The 13,889-nt window shown below is 71.1% G+C and carries 15 protein-coding genes and 2 tRNA genes; 10 read left to right on the top strand and 7 right to left on the bottom strand.

Annotated elements, in window-relative coordinates:
- Window positions 1-75 precede the first annotated feature (75 nt).
- Complete coding sequence (locus tag ABZ883_RS18190) at window positions 76-528, top strand: Lrp/AsnC family transcriptional regulator (protein ID WP_360906953.1); 453 nt, start codon at window positions 76-78, stop codon at window positions 526-528.
- A 25-nt stretch (window positions 529-553) separates the two neighbouring features.
- Here the strand turns inward: ABZ883_RS18190 and ABZ883_RS18185 are convergent, their stop codons facing one another.
- Entirely contained in the window at window positions 554-1,003 is a 450-nt protein-coding gene (locus ABZ883_RS18185) for an SseB family protein (RefSeq protein ID WP_360906951.1), read from the bottom strand.
- A gap of 198 nt (window positions 1,004-1,201) precedes the next feature.
- On the opposite strand from ABZ883_RS18185, the gene ABZ883_RS18180 reads away from it, so the two are divergent.
- The 4 genes from ABZ883_RS18180 (at window position 1,202) to ABZ883_RS18165 (ending at window position 5,484) form a co-directional block, all read left to right on the top strand.
- A complete protein-coding gene (locus ABZ883_RS18180; protein ID WP_360906949.1) occupies window positions 1,202-1,825 on the top strand; it encodes an HdeD family acid-resistance protein in 624 nt (207 codons plus the stop codon).
- 53 nt (window positions 1,826-1,878) lie between these two features.
- A complete protein-coding gene (locus ABZ883_RS18175; RefSeq protein WP_360906947.1) occupies window positions 1,879-2,748 on the top strand; it encodes an alpha/beta hydrolase in 870 nt (289 codons plus the stop codon).
- A 127-nt stretch (window positions 2,749-2,875) separates the two neighbouring features.
- Window positions 2,876-4,816, top strand: a complete 1,941-nt coding sequence (locus ABZ883_RS18170; protein ID WP_360906944.1) for a tetratricopeptide repeat protein — start codon at window positions 2,876-2,878, stop codon at window positions 4,814-4,816.
- Window positions 4,817-4,902: 86 nt separating this feature from the next.
- The gene (locus ABZ883_RS18165; RefSeq protein ID WP_360906942.1) at window positions 4,903-5,484 is read left to right on the top strand and encodes a hypothetical protein; all 582 of its coding nucleotides are present in this window, start codon (window positions 4,903-4,905) and stop codon (window positions 5,482-5,484) included.
- A gap of 76 nt (window positions 5,485-5,560) precedes the next feature.
- On the opposite strand, the gene ABZ883_RS18160 is transcribed toward ABZ883_RS18165, so the two are convergent.
- From ABZ883_RS18160 to ABZ883_RS18140, 5 genes are all read right to left on the bottom strand, one after another.
- On the bottom strand, window positions 5,561-5,680 hold the full coding sequence (locus tag ABZ883_RS18160) for an SDR family oxidoreductase (RefSeq protein WP_360906940.1): 120 nt from the start codon (window positions 5,678-5,680) through the stop codon (window positions 5,561-5,563).
- A 17-nt stretch (window positions 5,681-5,697) separates the two neighbouring features.
- Complete coding sequence (locus ABZ883_RS18155) at window positions 5,698-6,255, bottom strand: DUF1990 domain-containing protein (RefSeq protein ID WP_360906938.1); 558 nt, start codon at window positions 6,253-6,255, stop codon at window positions 5,698-5,700.
- A gap of 143 nt (window positions 6,256-6,398) precedes the next feature.
- The gene (locus ABZ883_RS18150; protein ID WP_360906936.1) at window positions 6,399-6,881 is read right to left on the bottom strand and encodes a hypothetical protein; all 483 of its coding nucleotides are present in this window, start codon (window positions 6,879-6,881) and stop codon (window positions 6,399-6,401) included.
- A gap of 176 nt (window positions 6,882-7,057) precedes the next feature.
- Entirely contained in the window at window positions 7,058-7,663 is a 606-nt protein-coding gene (locus tag ABZ883_RS18145) for an SMI1/KNR4 family protein (RefSeq protein ID WP_360906934.1), read from the bottom strand.
- A gap of 205 nt (window positions 7,664-7,868) precedes the next feature.
- A tRNA-Gly gene (locus ABZ883_RS18140) sits at window positions 7,869-7,939 on the bottom strand.
- A 112-nt stretch (window positions 7,940-8,051) separates the two neighbouring features.
- Between ABZ883_RS18140 and ABZ883_RS18135 the strand changes: the two genes are divergently transcribed.
- The 5 genes from ABZ883_RS18135 (at window position 8,052) to clpX (ending at window position 12,744) form a co-directional block, all read left to right on the top strand.
- Window positions 8,052-8,128, top strand: a tRNA-Pro gene (locus ABZ883_RS18135).
- 153 nt (window positions 8,129-8,281) lie between these two features.
- The gene (gene tig, locus ABZ883_RS18130) at window positions 8,282-9,691 is read left to right on the top strand and encodes a trigger factor (protein WP_360906932.1); all 1,410 of its coding nucleotides are present in this window, start codon (window positions 8,282-8,284) and stop codon (window positions 9,689-9,691) included.
- 244 nt (window positions 9,692-9,935) lie between these two features.
- On the top strand, window positions 9,936-10,538 hold the full coding sequence (locus ABZ883_RS18125; RefSeq protein WP_319661580.1) for an ATP-dependent Clp protease proteolytic subunit: 603 nt from the start codon (window positions 9,936-9,938) through the stop codon (window positions 10,536-10,538).
- A 98-nt stretch (window positions 10,539-10,636) separates the two neighbouring features.
- Window positions 10,637-11,272 carry an ATP-dependent Clp protease proteolytic subunit gene (locus tag ABZ883_RS18120; RefSeq protein ID WP_360907010.1) on the top strand — a complete coding sequence of 212 codons (636 nt, stop codon included), beginning with the start codon at window positions 10,637-10,639 and terminating at the stop codon, window positions 11,270-11,272.
- Window positions 11,273-11,457: 185 nt separating this feature from the next.
- The gene (gene clpX, locus ABZ883_RS18115; RefSeq protein ID WP_360906930.1) at window positions 11,458-12,744 is read left to right on the top strand and encodes an ATP-dependent Clp protease ATP-binding subunit ClpX; all 1,287 of its coding nucleotides are present in this window, start codon (window positions 11,458-11,460) and stop codon (window positions 12,742-12,744) included.
- A 69-nt stretch (window positions 12,745-12,813) separates the two neighbouring features.
- Here clpX and ABZ883_RS18110 read toward each other — a convergent pair whose 3' ends face one another.
- Window positions 12,814-13,674: a hypothetical protein gene (locus ABZ883_RS18110; RefSeq protein WP_360906928.1), complete on the bottom strand. Its 861-nt coding sequence runs from the start codon at window positions 13,672-13,674 to the stop codon at window positions 12,814-12,816.
- Between the last annotated feature and the right edge of the window lie 215 nt (window positions 13,675-13,889).

The following is a 13,889-nucleotide window of genomic DNA, read 5'->3' as shown; positions in this document are numbered from 1 at the left end:
GATATGCGCAAGGTTCCGGCACGCGATTGCGAATCAGCCCGCGTAGATCGCGTAAGCGTGGTAGAAATCGCCGACATGGACGCCATCGACAGAAGTATCTTGCGCGAGCTCCAGGCGGACGGCCGGCTCACCAACCAGGAACTCGCCGCCCGCGTCGGGCTGACCCCCTCGCCCTGTCTGCGCCGGGTGCGGCAACTGGAGGAGGACGGCGTGATCCAGAGCTACCGCGCGGTGGTCGACCCGGCCGCCGTGGGCCGCGGCTTCGAGGTCTTCGCCTCCGTGGAGGTGCGCCGGGACCGCGCGTCCGTCGAGGCGTTCGAGACCCAGGTCCGGGCCACGCCGGACATCGTGGAGGCGTACCGGCTGTACGGCGCGCCCGGCTGCCTGCTGCGCATCGCCGTGAAGGACAGCGACGCCTACGAGCGCTTCTGGACCGAGACGCTGATCTCGCTGCCGGGAGTGAGCGAGGTCAACTCGCAGATGATCATGAAGCGCATCAAGGGGCCGCAGGGCGTGCCCGTCGAGTAGCCGCGCTCGGCCGGGCGGGCGCCTGTCAGGCGTCCCCGACGACCCCGGCGAAGACGGGCAGCGCCCGCACCAGGTCCGGGGGCAGGGCCAGGCCCTCCTCGGTGGACGGGTCGACCGCGAGCCACAGTTCGTCGGCCGGCCAGTTGGCGGCGAGTTCGGCGACGGATATCCGCAGTGCGGTCGCCGGATCCCCGCCGGCCGCCACGAGCGTCTCCTCGGCCGTGAAGACCGGGATGTACTGGGTCCCGTCCTGCTCGATCACCGGCAGCGAGACGGCCCCCTCGGGACGGGCCGGCTCGCCCTCGGCCGGCGGCACCTGCGGCAGCAGGGCCGTCCTGCCCGCCAGGTCGGCCAGCACCGCCTCGGTCTCGGCGATCTGCTGCGCGGACGGCGCGTCCTCGGACGGGGCCGCGTGCTCGAAGCTCTCGCGGGTCTCGCCGGCCCGGTGGTTCTCGTGGGGCGTCGGGGCGTTCATGAAGTCTCCTCTCGGCCCTCCGCATCCACTCGTCGGCGGGCGGCGGGGTCCAGTGGTACTCACGGGCGCCTGCCCGGGCGCCCGCCGCATAAGCGGCCCCTTCCGAACAATGTGGACGGCTGGCGGACATGGCCGGAGGGACGCACGATGAACGGGCTCCCGCAGGGTCCTCGAGTCCTTCCGTGAAAGGCGGGTGTCATGACCACCAACCCTCCCCAGGATGCCGCCGGGACACCGGCGGGATTCCTCGGCGCCCTGTCGAAAAGGGGCTGGCAGGTCCTTCTCACCGCCGGCGTCGCCGCGATCGTCCTCGGCGTCTGCGTCCTGGCGTGGCCCGGTGAGACGCTGCTCGTGATCGGTGTCCTCTTCGGGATCTACCTGCTGGTCAGCGGCGTGTTCCAGCTGGCCGGCGCCTTCGGCCCGCATGTGCCGGGCGGGATGCGGGTGCTGCACTTCGTCACCGGCGCCCTGAGCATCCTGCTCGGCCTGATCTGCTTCCGCGGGGCCGCGCAGTCCCTGCTGCTGCTCGCCCTGTGGATCGGCTTCGGCTGGCTGCTGCGCGGCATCATGCTGGTCGCCGCGGCGATCTCCACCGAGGGCCTGCCGGCCCGCGGCTGGCAGATCTTCTTCGGCGCGATCACTCTTGTGGCGGGCATCGTCCTGATCGTCTCGCCCTTCGGCTCCCTCGCCGCCCTCACCCTGGTGTCCGGTGTGTGGCTGGTCGTCCTCGGCGTCGCCGAGATCGTCCACGCCTTCCACGTCCGCGCGCTGGCGGCCCACCATCGGCCCGGCCTCCCGGCGGCCCACCAGCCGGCCGGCTGAGCACCGCGGCCGAACGCCGTACCGGTGTCAGTGGCGGTTCCTAGACTCGGCGCATGGTCACCGAAGCGGACACCACACTGCGCGACGGACGCACCCTGCACTTCTACGACACCGGTCCGGCGACCGGCGCCGACGGCCTCGCCGTCGCCTGGCTGCACGGCACGCCCAACGTGGGCGACCCGCCGGAACCCCTCTTCGAGGCCGCGCGCAAGCGCGGCATCCGCTGGTTCTCGTACGACCGGCCCGGGTACGGCGGCTCCACCCCGCAGCCGGGCCGGGACATCGCGGCCGCGGCGGCGGACGTCGCCGCCGTCGCCGACGCCCTCGGCATCGCCCGGTTCGCCGTCCTCGGCCACTCCGGCGGGGGCCCGCACGCCCTGGCGTGCGCCGCGCTGCTCCCGGACCGCGTGGCCGCGACGGTCAGCGGGTCCGGCCTCGCCCCGTACGGCGCCGAAGGGCTCGACTGGCTCGCCGGGATGTGCCCGACGAGCGTGGCCGAGCTGAGCGCGTCGGCGGCGGGCCGGGGCCCGCTGGAGGAGTACCTGGCCACCAGCGAGTTCGACCCGGAGATGTTCAGCCCCGCCGACCGCTCCGCGCTCGCCGCGGAATGGGCCTGGCTCGCCGGGGTGGCCGGCCGGGCACTGGAGGGCGCACCCGACGGCATGATCGACGACAACCTCGCCTATGTCGCCCCTTGGGGCTTCGACCCGGCCGGGATCCGCACGCCCGTGCTCCTCCTCCACGGCGGGCGGGACCGCATGGTCCCGGCCGCTCACGCGACGTGGCTCGCCCGCCGCATGCCCACCGCCGAGCTGCGCGTCCTGCCGGAGGAGGGCCATGTCTCGGTGCTCGCCGCCGCCCCCGACGCGCTCGACTGGCTCCTCGACCGGGCGCCGGAGGGGAGCGGCGCACCCGGTCGCTGATCCCGCGAACATCCCCCCGGCGCACGGCGCACGGCGCACGGCGGTCGGCACCGGCGCGCATGGCGGATTGTCGATCTCCCGTGGCGGGAAACATGCGTTCGGGGAGAGTGTGACGGGGGGATGTGCCATGGGGTGGGGATCCGCGGCGTCCGGCACGGCCGGCGACGCCGGTTTCTGGGACGGTTTCTGGCAGCAGTCGGGCGGCACCGCCGTCTGGGTGCTGGGCATCTTCGCGGTGATCGTGCTCGTGGTCGCGGTACGCCTGGGCTCCGGCCTGCTGCTGCGGCACCGCGGCAACCGCCTGCTGCCGGTGGTGGTCTCGGAGGACCGCGGCCTGCTCGGTGGCCAGGCAGCCGGCCACCGCGGCAACGGCGGCGGTCACGGCGCGGGGGAGCCCGCCCCCGGCCACGCCCAGGAGCCCGCGCGCACCAGGGAACTGGCCGCGTACATCACGGAGCACATGGCCGCCGACGCGCTCGGCCCGCGCGTCCTGACCCCCGGCAGCGGCACACCCACCGGCCCCGACCCGGCGCCGGAGACGACGTCCTCCCCGCACGGCTGGGTGGACGTGATGAAGCGCCTCGCCCTCTTCCGGCCGCGGGCGTACCACGTGATGCTGCACTGCCTGTCCGCCGACGACAAGCCGCCCCGCTTCTCGGTCCGCATCCTCTACATGCCCAAGAACACCGTGGTGGCCGCCACCATCATGGAGGGCGAGGAGACCGGCCCCGGAGCCACGGACGAGGAGGTCCGGCGGCGCGACCGGCGGCTGTACGAGCGCATCGCCTGCTACTGCACGGTGAAGATCCTCGGCGACCCGCGCTCGCAGGACCGCATCCCCCGCTGGGAGAGCTGGGGCGACGACTACGACTCGTACCGCTTCCACCGCATGGGCGTACGGGCGCAGGAGGAGGCGCTGGCGGCGAAGAAGCGCGGCGACCACGCCCAGGAGAGCGCCCACTACCGCCACGCGCTGCGGCACTACAAGGAGGCCGCCGCGCTGGTCCCCGGGAACCTCACCGTCCGTCTCCACCAGGCCGGTGTCCTGGAGCTCATGGGCCAGGACGGGGGCGCGGAGGAGCCGGCCGCCCACATCCAGCACGCCATCGAGATCTACGAGGACTGCATCCAGCTGTGGCCCGAGCACGTCGAGACCGCCTACCGGCTGTCCATCGCCTGCGCCGAGCAGAACCGCGCGCGGGCCGGCGGCCGCCACCGGCCCGAGGACTACGAGCGCGACTCGCGTGAGCACCTGCGGCTGCTCCTGAACCGCCTGTCGTGGTCGGCCATGGCCCGCCGCTACGCCCGCACCTGGCTCCTCGGCCGCCGCAACCTCGGCGAACGCCGCTATTGGCGCCAGTGGTTCGCCATGGAGCGGCCGCGCCCGGCGCTGCGCACCCGCCGCCGTTCGTTCCTCGCGGCCGTGCGCATAGCCGAGGCCGCCGAGGAACTGCGGATGAACCGGCAGCCGGATCCCGACCGGCTGCGCAAGGCGTTCGTCACCGTGGCCGGCGAGGTGACGGGCGGGGTGTGGGCCCGCTGGGGCCGGCTGTGGGGCGGGCCCGACTGGGGGATGCGCCGCATGCTGCACGCGGACCACCGGCGGGGCGGCGGCCACGCGGGCGGCGGCGCCCCCGCGCCGCGGCCGTGGCACCGCCGGGGACCCGGGGCGCGCAGCCACGCCGAGGCGCTGATCACCGGTCCGGCGCCGGGCCACCGCGTACCCAACCGCGCCTCCGCCGGGTACCTGGTCTACTACAACGCCGCGTGCTTCCTGAGTCTCGCGCTGAACGCGGCACCCCCCGCGGGGTCCGTGACCTGGTCCGGCGACGAGTGGCGCGAGGACTGCGCCCGGGCGGCCGTCGCCCAGCTCAACTGCAGCCTCCGCGTCACCCGCAGCCAGTTCTCCGCCGCCTGGGCCGAACGCGACACCGACCTGCGCCCGTTGTTCACCGGCCGGCTCCGCGACGAGCCGCCGCCGGCGGGCGGACCTGCCGCCGCCCTGCCCCGCTGGGGGCGCATCGGGCGCAACTGGGCGGGGTTCGCCGGGATCGACGTCGCGGACTGAACGGACTGAACGGCCCGGCATGCGCGGCGACTTGCGGTGTGCGCACCCTGGACCGCGATCACCGCGAAGGCCTATCGTCCTGCCCCGTGGACCGGTGGGGATCGTTGGGACTGGAGCGCGGCCGTCTCGCACACTTCCTTCTCGCCTGCGCGCTGTGCGTGCTCGCCCTTCTGCTCACCGCCGCGACCTGGCTGCCGGGCCCGGACCGGCTGCCCCGAGGCGTCCCGCTCGCCCTTCTGCTCGCCGTCCTCCTGGTCTTCGCCGCCGCCGTCGTACGTTCCCGGTTCTCCGCGGGCGGCGCGAGGCTCCTCGGCCCGGGGAACGACGGCCGGCTGCTGTGGTTCGTGTGGGACCTCCCGGCGGGCCTGAAGTGGTGCTACGCCGTGGTGTTCGCCCTGACTCTGCTGGGCCTTGCCGGGGCGGGCACCGAACAGGTCCGGACGGACGCGCACGGCGTCCACTACGCCGTGCGGAAGGACGGTGGGCACCCAGGCGGTGAACGGGTCGTCCTGAGCGACGCCGCGTACGACAGGGCCGACCGGGCCGAGATCCGCGGGTTCACCGCCGGTGCGGCGCTGTTCTCCGCCGGGGGCAGCCTCCTCGTGCTGGTGGCCGCGTCGACCGATCCCTCCGAGCGCGCGGGGAGGGACCCGCGGCGGCCGTCGTGAAGCGCTCGCCCGGCGCGTGCGCGGGGACGGCCGGGGCCCCCGCCCGCGTACGCGCCGCCTCCCGCGGTGCGGGGCCTCAGGCCGGGCGGGTGGCGGAGATGCCGCCGTCCACGGGGAGCGTGATGCCGTGGACCATGGCCGCGTCGTCGCTGACCAGGTACAGGACGCCCTTGGCGATGTCGTCCGGCCGTACCACGACGCCCCGGCGTTCCCTCAGGACGAGGCCATCAGGGCACGCCGGTAGCGGAGCCGGAAGAAGCGCTGCGCCACGAGCAGCACGGGGAACAGCGGCCGCCACGGACCGTGCGGAGCGGCACGGGTCAGGGAGCGGATCGTCAGCGCGACCGTGTCGTCGGGGGAGCGGTGGACGACGAAGGCCTCCTCGCCGCGGACGGGATGCCCGGGCAGGGTGCCGTAGGCGAAGCCGCAGCGATCCGGCAGGTCCACCACCGCCACGACACGCACCGGCTCCCGGACCGTGAACGGGCCGCGGCCCGCGGTGATCCGGTACTCGGCCCCCACGGTGACCCGCTCCCCGGCCCCGCCACAGCCCGTGACGGTGAAGCCGCTGCGCCGCTTGACCCCCCAGCGCAGCACCGCGTCGGCAGCGGCACACCAGTCCCGCTCCCCGTGACCGATGACGACGGTGCACGCATACGGGCGCAGGCCCGTGCGCCCGGGCGCCCAGTGTTCCTCGGCGGGTCGTGTCGCGCCGACGGCGCCGTAGGTGAACGCACGGGCCGGCGGGTCGCTGGGACGGGGAGGGGGCATGGCACTTCCGGCCGGACGGTGAACGGACGACGGTCCCGGAACCTGGAGCCGGTCCGGGGTGATGCCTGCACGGTACAGCCCGTTCGGCGGATCACCTTCGGCGCGTTCGTTCGTCCTTCACCTGTCCGTCGCCGTACGGCGTGTCAGTCCCCGGAGAAGCCGAAGAAGCCCACGTGGGTGGGCCGGTCGTCGGTGTACAGGAGCACGCAGAAGCCCGTCCAGCGCGTCCGGAGTTCACCCAGCAGCGTCGTGTCCTCCTCTCCGGGCCGGCTGGTCGCCATGGCCTCGTAGGACCGGGCCAGCGTGTCGTTGTACTGGTCGACGGTCGGACGTTCGGTGCCGAAGTGATGGATGAGCCGGGCGGGAGCCAGCGGCCGTATCGTGCCGTACTCGTCCGTTCGGGGACTGCGCAGGCGCCTCTTCGTCTCGACGACGCGTTCGATGTCCAGGATCGAGTGAGTGCCCTCCTCGCCCATGAACTCCTCGTCGGCGTGGAGCTCCTCAAGGCTCCCGTACTCCTCGCCGCTGCCGTAGAGCTCCTGGAACACCTCGCCCTGCAGGGCCGTCAGGGTCGCCTGGAGGCTTCCTCGGTACGAGGTGACGTAGTCCCACCCGCTGGCACCCATGGCTCGCCCTTTCGTGTTTCCCGATCGGTCGCGGTCACCGTAGCCGCCGGGTACGACAACCGTCGGGTCGCTGTGGGGGAGGCCCGTCGGGACAGTGGCCTTTCGGGGTCACCAGAGAGGGGAAGTGCGCGTGGGGCCGAGGAAGCACCGGGTACCAAGGTCGTCCACGCGTCTGGTCACTCCTCCCGCCACCTGAGAGACCCGTTCACCACCCGCGGGCGCTGCACATCCCAGTCACCGCGCTCCATTCCGTCGGCGAACGACGTCAGCAACGCGCCCAGGGAAAGCCGCGGACGGGTCTCGTACGGGCCGCCCTCGACGTACTGATGCACGGGGACCCCGGAAGACCCGGAAGACCCGGAAGCGTCCAAGGCGTAGCCGTAGTAGGCGCCTTCGAAGTCCCGGATGACCGGGATCCAGTACGGCTGCCAGTAGCCCTCGGCCTCTTGTGCCAGGTCCAGCAGCCAGGCGCGCGTCGCGACGATCTCCTCGCATCCCAGGTACACCTTGCCGAACGGGAAGATCACCGAATCCACGTGACTGAGCGGTACCACACGCCCGTTGGGGAGAGTCTGCGTGGTGTCCTTCGCGCAGCTTCCGTTGTTCATCCGCAGCAGGACCTCGAGCACGTCGGGCACCTCGAAGCCCAGCGAGTCGCGCAGAGCCGCGATGTCCGCGTCCGCCGCCGGACCGCGCAGTGCCTCGGCCGTGGACGGCGCGTTGACCCTGAGCCAGCGCACGATCCGTCCCCAGGCCGCCTGTACTTCTTCGACCTCGGTCACTCCGCCTGCACCTCCTCCGTCCCGACACAGAACACGCGACCGGCACACCACCCGGTCGCCCCGTCGGATACTCCCCCGCGGCGGTGACACCGGGCCGGCGGCCGGCGCGGTCCGTGCGGCGCGGCGGCCCTGATCGATCCACCCCTGGGAACGACGAAGGCCCAGGCCGGGGAAACCTCCCCTGACCTGGGCCTTCGTCGTGCAGAGCGGGCGACGGGAATCGAACCCGCGTAGCCAGTTTGGAAGACTGGGGCTCTACCATTGAGCTACGCCCGCAACGGCCAGTCATTCTGGCACACCGCATCGTAGCCGATCGACCTGGCTTCCGCGTACCCGCACATATGGGCGCCAGGGTGTGCGGGGGCATGTACTCTACGTGTCGCACCGACGGGGTGTGGCGCAGCTTGGTAGCGCGTCCGCTTTGGGAGCGGAAGGTCGTCGGTTCGAATCCGGCCACCCCGACCAGTCCCCGGCGCCATGCGCCGGAGAGGCCCGGCCGCACGTTTGTGGTACCGGTAGGATGGGTTGTCGGCCACCCGGCATGCGACCGCATTCGCCGAATCCGCATGATCACCGAGCGGCCGCCCATCAACGTAAAGCCCCCAAGGAGACCCAACCGTGAAGAGCGCCGTCGAGACTCTGAACCCGACCCGGGTTCGACTCACTGTCGAGGTGCCCTTCGAGGAGCTCAAGCCCAGCCTCGACGCGGCGTACAAGAAGATCAACCAGCAGGTCACGGTGCCGGGCTTCCGTAAGGGCAAGATCCCCGCGCGTGTCATCGACCAGCGGTTCGGCCGCGGCGCGGTCCTCGAAGAGGCCATCAACGACGCCCTGCCGAAGTTCTACACGGAGGCTGTCAACGAGGGCGAGCTCAACGTCCTGGGTCAGCCCGAGGTCGACATCACCGAGTTCAACGACGGTGAGGAACTGAAGTTCACCGCCGAGGTGGACATCCGTCCGGTCATCGAGATCCCGGACTACTCCGGCATCGAGGTCACCGTCGACGCCCTCGAGGTGTCGGACGAGGACGTCGAGAAGTCCCTGGAGCAGCTGCGCGAGCGCTTCGCGTCCACCACGGTGGTCGAGCGCGCCGCCGCCGACGGCGACGTCGTCGTCGTGGACCTGGAGGCCAAGGTCGACGGCGAGGTGCTGGAGGACGGCGTCGCCAAGGGCGTCAGCTACACCATCGGCTCCGGTCAGCTGCTCGACGGCATCGACGAGGCCGTGACCGGCGTCGAGGCCGGCGGCTCCGCCACCTTCTCCTCCGAGCTGAAGGGCGGCTCCGCGGCCGGCCGGACCGCCGAGGTCAAGGTCGACGTGACCTCCGTCCAGTCCCGCGAGCTGCCGGAGCTGGACGACGACTTCGCCCAGCTGGCCAGCGAGTTCGACACGCTGGAGGAGCTGCGCGCCGACGCCGTCAAGCGCCAGGAGCGCATCAAGCAGTACGACCAGGCCACCCAGGCGCAGGAGAAGGTGCTCGACGCCCTCCTGGAGCTGGTGGAGATCCCGCTGCCGGAGAAGCTCCTCACGGACGAGATCGAGACCCGTACGCACAACCTGGAGCACCACCAGTTCCCGGCCCTCGGCCTGGACTGGGACGCGTTCCTGGAGCGCGAGGGCAAGACCCGCGAGGAGTACGACGCGGAGATCGAGTCGCAGGCGAAGAAGGGCATCAAGACCCAGTTCGTGCTGGACGAGCTGGTCTCCAAGGAGAAGCTGTCGGTCAACCAGGAGGAGCTCACCGAGCACCTCATGCGCCGTGCCGCCTCCTCCGGCATGAGCCCCGACCAGTTCGCCCAGGCCGTCGTCGAGGGTGGTCAGGTGCCGCTGCTGGTGGGCGAGGTCGCCCGCGGCAAGGCGCTGGCCCTGGTGGTCGAGGCCGCGACGGTCAAGGACACCAACGGCGAGGTCGTCGACCTGGAGGACGAGGAGGACGACACCGACGAGACCGCCACGACGGTCGAGGCGTCCTCCGAGGCCGCTGACGAGCCCGCGGCCGAGGTGAAGAAGGACGACGCCGAGGCCTGAGCCCCGCGCCGCCCGATGCGTCGTAGAACGGGCCCGGACGCCCTCCGCGTCCGGGCCCGTTCTGCTCGGGTTCGCTCACGGCGTAGGGCGAGCCTGCGCTCACAGCGAACAGTTTCGCGTGGGGGATTGCGGGGCCCCACCTGCGCGTTAGGGTCCGTAAGTACGAGGGCCCGTGCCCTACGAGAAGTCCCTGAGACGGCTCACAACCGTCCGACAACGAGCAGGTGGATACGTGACGACTCCGATGCCTTCCGCCGCCGGCGAGCCGACCATCGGTGGCCTCGGCGACCAGGTCTACAACCGGCTGCTCGGCGAGCGGATCATCTTCCTCGGCCAGCCTGTTGACGACGACATCGCCAACAAGATCACCGCGCAGCTGCTCCTCCTTGCCGCCGAACCGGACAAGGACATCTACCTCTACATCAACAGCCCCGGCGGTTCCGTGACCGCGGGCATGGCGATCTACGACACCATGCAGTTCATCAAGAACGACGTGGTCACCATCGCCATGGGCCTGGCCGCTTCCATGGGCCAGTTCCTCCTGACGGCCGGTACGCCGGGCAAGCGCTTCGCGCTGCCGAACACCGACATCCTGATGCACCAGCCGTCCGCCGGCCTCGCCGGTTCGGCGTCCGACATCAAGATCCACGCCGAGCAGCTCCTGCGCACCAAGAAGCGCATGGCCGAGCTGATCGCGCAGCACTCCGGCCGTAGTGTCGAGGAGATCACCCGCGACTCCGACCGCGACCGCTGGTACTCCGCCGACGCGGCCAAGGAGTACGGCCTGATCGACGACGTCATCACGCACGCGGTGAACGTACCGGGCGGCGGCGGCACGGGCGCCTGACCGGGCCTGAGCCCGATCAGCCCCGCAGGACCGACCCCAGCCCACTGCTCATCATCAGGACGGTGAACGTGACCACCCAGAACTTCCCCGGCAGCGGTATGTACGACCGCATGGGCGCCGCCGAGGCCCGCTATGTCGTCCCGCGCTTCATCGAGCGCACCTCCCAGGGCGTTCGCGAGTACGACCCGTACGCGAAGCTCTTCGAGGAGCGCGTGATCTTCCTGGGCGTGCAGATCGACGACGCGTCCGCCAACGACGTCATGGCGCAGCTGCTGTGCCTGGAGTCGATGGACCCGGACCGCGACATCTCGGTCTACATCAACAGCCCCGGCGGCTCCTTCACGGCGCTGACGGCCATCTACGACACGATGCAGTTCGTCAAGCCGGACATCCAGACGGTCTGCATGGGCCAGGCGGCGTCCGCCGCGGCCGTGCTGCTGGCCGCCGGTACGCCCGGCAAGCGCATGGCGCTGCCGAACGCCCGCATCCTGATCCACCAGCCCTACAGCGAGACGGGTCGCGGTCAGGTCTCCGACCTGGAGATCGCCGCGAACGAGATCCTGCGCATGCGTGCGCAGCTGGAGGAGATGCTCGCCAAGCACTCCAGCACCCCGATCGAGAAGATCCGCGACGACATCGAGCGCGACAAGATCCTCACCGCCGAGGAGGCCCTCTCCTACGGTCTGGTCGACCAGATCGTCTCGACTCGCAAGAGTTCGAGCGTCGCGGTCTGAGGACCGCCAGAGGCCCTTTGGGTCTCGTGAGGCACGAAAGTCCCCTCTTGGGGCGGCGGGGTTGTGCAGGTCACGGCCCAGTCGTCCCAAGGGGGGCCCGCACTGGGGGCGCGGCAAGGTACCGTCGATAGGCAAGCACCAGGACTCGTCGAACTGACGGGACCCAGGCGAAGGGGAAGCACCTCGTGGCACGCATCGGTGACGGCGGCGACCTGCTCAAGTGCTCGTTCTGCGGAAAGAGCCAGAAGCAGGTGAAGAAGCTCATCGCAGGGCCCGGTGTGTACATCTGCGACGAGTGCATCGATCTCTGCAACGAGATCATCGAGGAGGAGCTCGCCGAGTCCTCCGAGGTGCGCTGGGAGGATCTCCCCAAGCCGCGCGAGATCTACGAGTTCCTGGAGAGCTACGTCGTCGGCCAGGAGCCGGCGAAGAAGGCGCTCTCCGTCGCGGTCTACAACCATTACAAGCGCGTGCAGGCCGGCGAGAACAGCGGCGGGCGCGGTCACGACGACGGCATCGAACTCGCCAAGTCGAACATCCTGCTGCTGGGTCCCACGGGCTCCGGCAAGACCCTGCTGGCGCAGACCCTGGCCCGGATGCTCAACGTGCCGTTCGCGATCGCGGACGCCACGGCGCTGACCGAGGCCGGCTACGTCGGTGAGGACGTCGAGAACATCCTGCTGAAGCTGATCCAGGCGGCCGACTACGACGTCAAGAAGGCCGAGACCGGGATCATCTACATCGACGAGATCGACAAGGTCGCCCGGAAGAGCGAGAACCCGTCGATCACCCGCGACGTCTCGGGCGAGGGCGTGCAGCAGGCGCTGCTGAAGATCCTGGAGGGCACGACGGCCTCGGTGCCGCCGCAGGGCGGGCGCAAGCACCCGCACCAGGAGTTCATCCAGATCGACACGACCAACGTGCTCTTCATCGTGGGCGGCGCCTTCGCCGGCCTGGAGAAGATCATCGAGTCCCGCGCGGGCGCCAAGGGCATCGGCTTCGGCGCGACCATCCGCTCCAAGCGTGAGATGGACGCGGCCGACCAGTTCTCCGAGGTCATGCCCGAGGACCTGGTCAAGTTCGGCATGATCCCCGAGTTCATCGGCCGTCTGCCGGTCATCACCAGCGTGCACAACCTCGACCGCGAGGCGCTGCTGCAGATTCTCGTCGAGCCGCGCAACGCCCTGGTCAAGCAGTACCAGCGGCTGTTCGAGCTCGACGGCGTCGAGCTCGAGTTCGAGCGCACCGCCCTGGAGGCCATCGCGGACCAGGCCATCCTCCGCCAGACCGGTGCGCGGGGTCTGCGCGCCATCATGGAGGAGGTGCTGATGTCGGTCATGTACGAGGTGCCGTCCCGCAAGGACGTCGCCCGCGTGGTCATCACCGAGGACGTCGTTCACTCCAATGTGAACCCCACCCTGGTGCCGCGCGAGCCGCGCATCATCGGCAAGGGCGAGCAGAAGAGCGCGTAGCGCTCCCGTCGTACACGTGAAGGGGGCGCCCGGCGAAGGCCGGGCGCCCCCTTTCGGGTTCTCGCGGTGCTACTTCTTGACGCGGACCTCGTCGCGGATCTTCACGGTGCTGTCGGCCCACTCGGCGACCGAAGGGGTCCGGGTGCTGCCGAGGATGTCCAGGTTCATGTTCATCGCCATGGCGACCGTGCTGTCGTCGGCCCAGGCGCAGTACGGGAACGTGACGCCGCCGGAACCGAAGGTGCCGCACTTCATGACGGCCCCGTCGAAGCCCGCCGGGTGCTGCTCGGTGGGCTCCTGCCCCGCCGAGGAGGCGGCGCTGTTCTTGAAGCCGGTCAGCATCGCGTCGAGGGCGGCGCCGGGGTCGGTGATGTCGCCGTAGGCGCCGGAGACGACCAGCTGGGAGTTCGAGGAGTTCTTGTACGCGCCCGAGACCGTCTTGGCGCTCTTGATCCCCGCGTCGTTCCCCGACTCGCCGTTGCTGAGACCGGAGTTGGCGCCGTTGGACGCGTCCTTGGTGTATTCGCCGCCCAGCAGTGTGGCCGGCATCGACAGCGTGTAGTCGCCGCCACCGCCACCGAGGCCGCCGCCCTTGCCGCCCAGCAGGAACACCAGTCCGCCGCCGATCAGGGCGATCGCGAGAACGACCCCGATGACGATGCCGGCCACCTTGCCCTTGCCGCCGCCGGAGGGCGGGGGAGGGGGCGGGGCGCCCCAGGCCCCGGGCTGCTGACCCCATGCACCGGGCTGCTGCGGGATACCGCCCTGCGGGGGCTGCGCGGGCTGCGGCGGGTAGCCGTAACCGTCCTGCGGCGCGCTTCCGTAGCCGGGCGGGACTTGCGGCTGCGGCTGGGTGGGCGGCTGCGGGGGAGGGCCGTAGCCGGGCTGGCCTCCCCAACCCGGCTGGGGAGGCGGCTGGTTGAAGCTCATGCGGGGGTCCCCTCGTTGTTCACTGCTGTCTGGTGCTCATCCTGGCGCTTGTTTAACCCGTCTTTACATCCGGGCCGTCAGGAATCGGTAACAAGAACGTACGGACCCCCGGTTGGCATCATTCAGGGCGAAACGGCCCCGCCGTGCGGCGACCGGGCAGGCGCCCGCGGATCTCCCCTACCCTTGTCCGTGTACGGTCACTCCTTTGGCCGTCC

It is taken from the genome of Streptomyces sp. NPDC046977 (assembly GCF_040644455.1).
Classification (GTDB): Bacteria; Actinomycetota; Actinomycetes; order Streptomycetales; family Streptomycetaceae; genus Actinacidiphila.
Note: the sequence above shows the minus strand (reverse complement) of the source record. Positions and strands in the feature narration are given on the sequence as shown.

What these genes read in the sequence shown, in the direction of transcription:
- ABZ883_RS18155 (WP_360906938.1), bottom strand. Translation starts at nt 6,255, where the DNA reads ATGCCCCCTCCCCGTCCCAGCGACCCGCCGGCCCGTGCGTTCACCTAC.
- ABZ883_RS18120 (WP_360907010.1), top strand. Translation starts at nt 10,637, where the DNA reads ATGTACGACCGCATGGGCGCCGCCGAGGCCCGCTATGTCGTCCCGCGC.
- ABZ883_RS18175 (WP_360906947.1), top strand. Translation starts at nt 1,879, where the DNA reads ATGGTCACCGAAGCGGACACCACACTGCGCGACGGACGCACCCTGCAC.
- ABZ883_RS18170 (WP_360906944.1), top strand. Translation starts at nt 2,876, where the DNA reads ATGGGGTGGGGATCCGCGGCGTCCGGCACGGCCGGCGACGCCGGTTTC.
- ABZ883_RS18180 (WP_360906949.1), top strand. Translation starts at nt 1,202, where the DNA reads ATGACCACCAACCCTCCCCAGGATGCCGCCGGGACACCGGCGGGATTC.
- ABZ883_RS18150 (WP_360906936.1), bottom strand. Translation starts at nt 6,881, where the DNA reads ATGGGTGCCAGCGGGTGGGACTACGTCACCTCGTACCGAGGAAGCCTC.
- ABZ883_RS18190 (WP_360906953.1), top strand. Translation starts at nt 76, where the DNA reads ATGGACGCCATCGACAGAAGTATCTTGCGCGAGCTCCAGGCGGACGGC.
- ABZ883_RS18110 (WP_360906928.1), bottom strand. Translation starts at nt 13,674, where the DNA reads ATGAGCTTCAACCAGCCGCCTCCCCAGCCGGGTTGGGGAGGCCAGCCC.
- ABZ883_RS18185 (WP_360906951.1), bottom strand. Translation starts at nt 1,003, where the DNA reads ATGAACGCCCCGACGCCCCACGAGAACCACCGGGCCGGCGAGACCCGC.
- ABZ883_RS18125 (WP_319661580.1), top strand. Translation starts at nt 9,936, where the DNA reads ATGCCTTCCGCCGCCGGCGAGCCGACCATCGGTGGCCTCGGCGACCAG.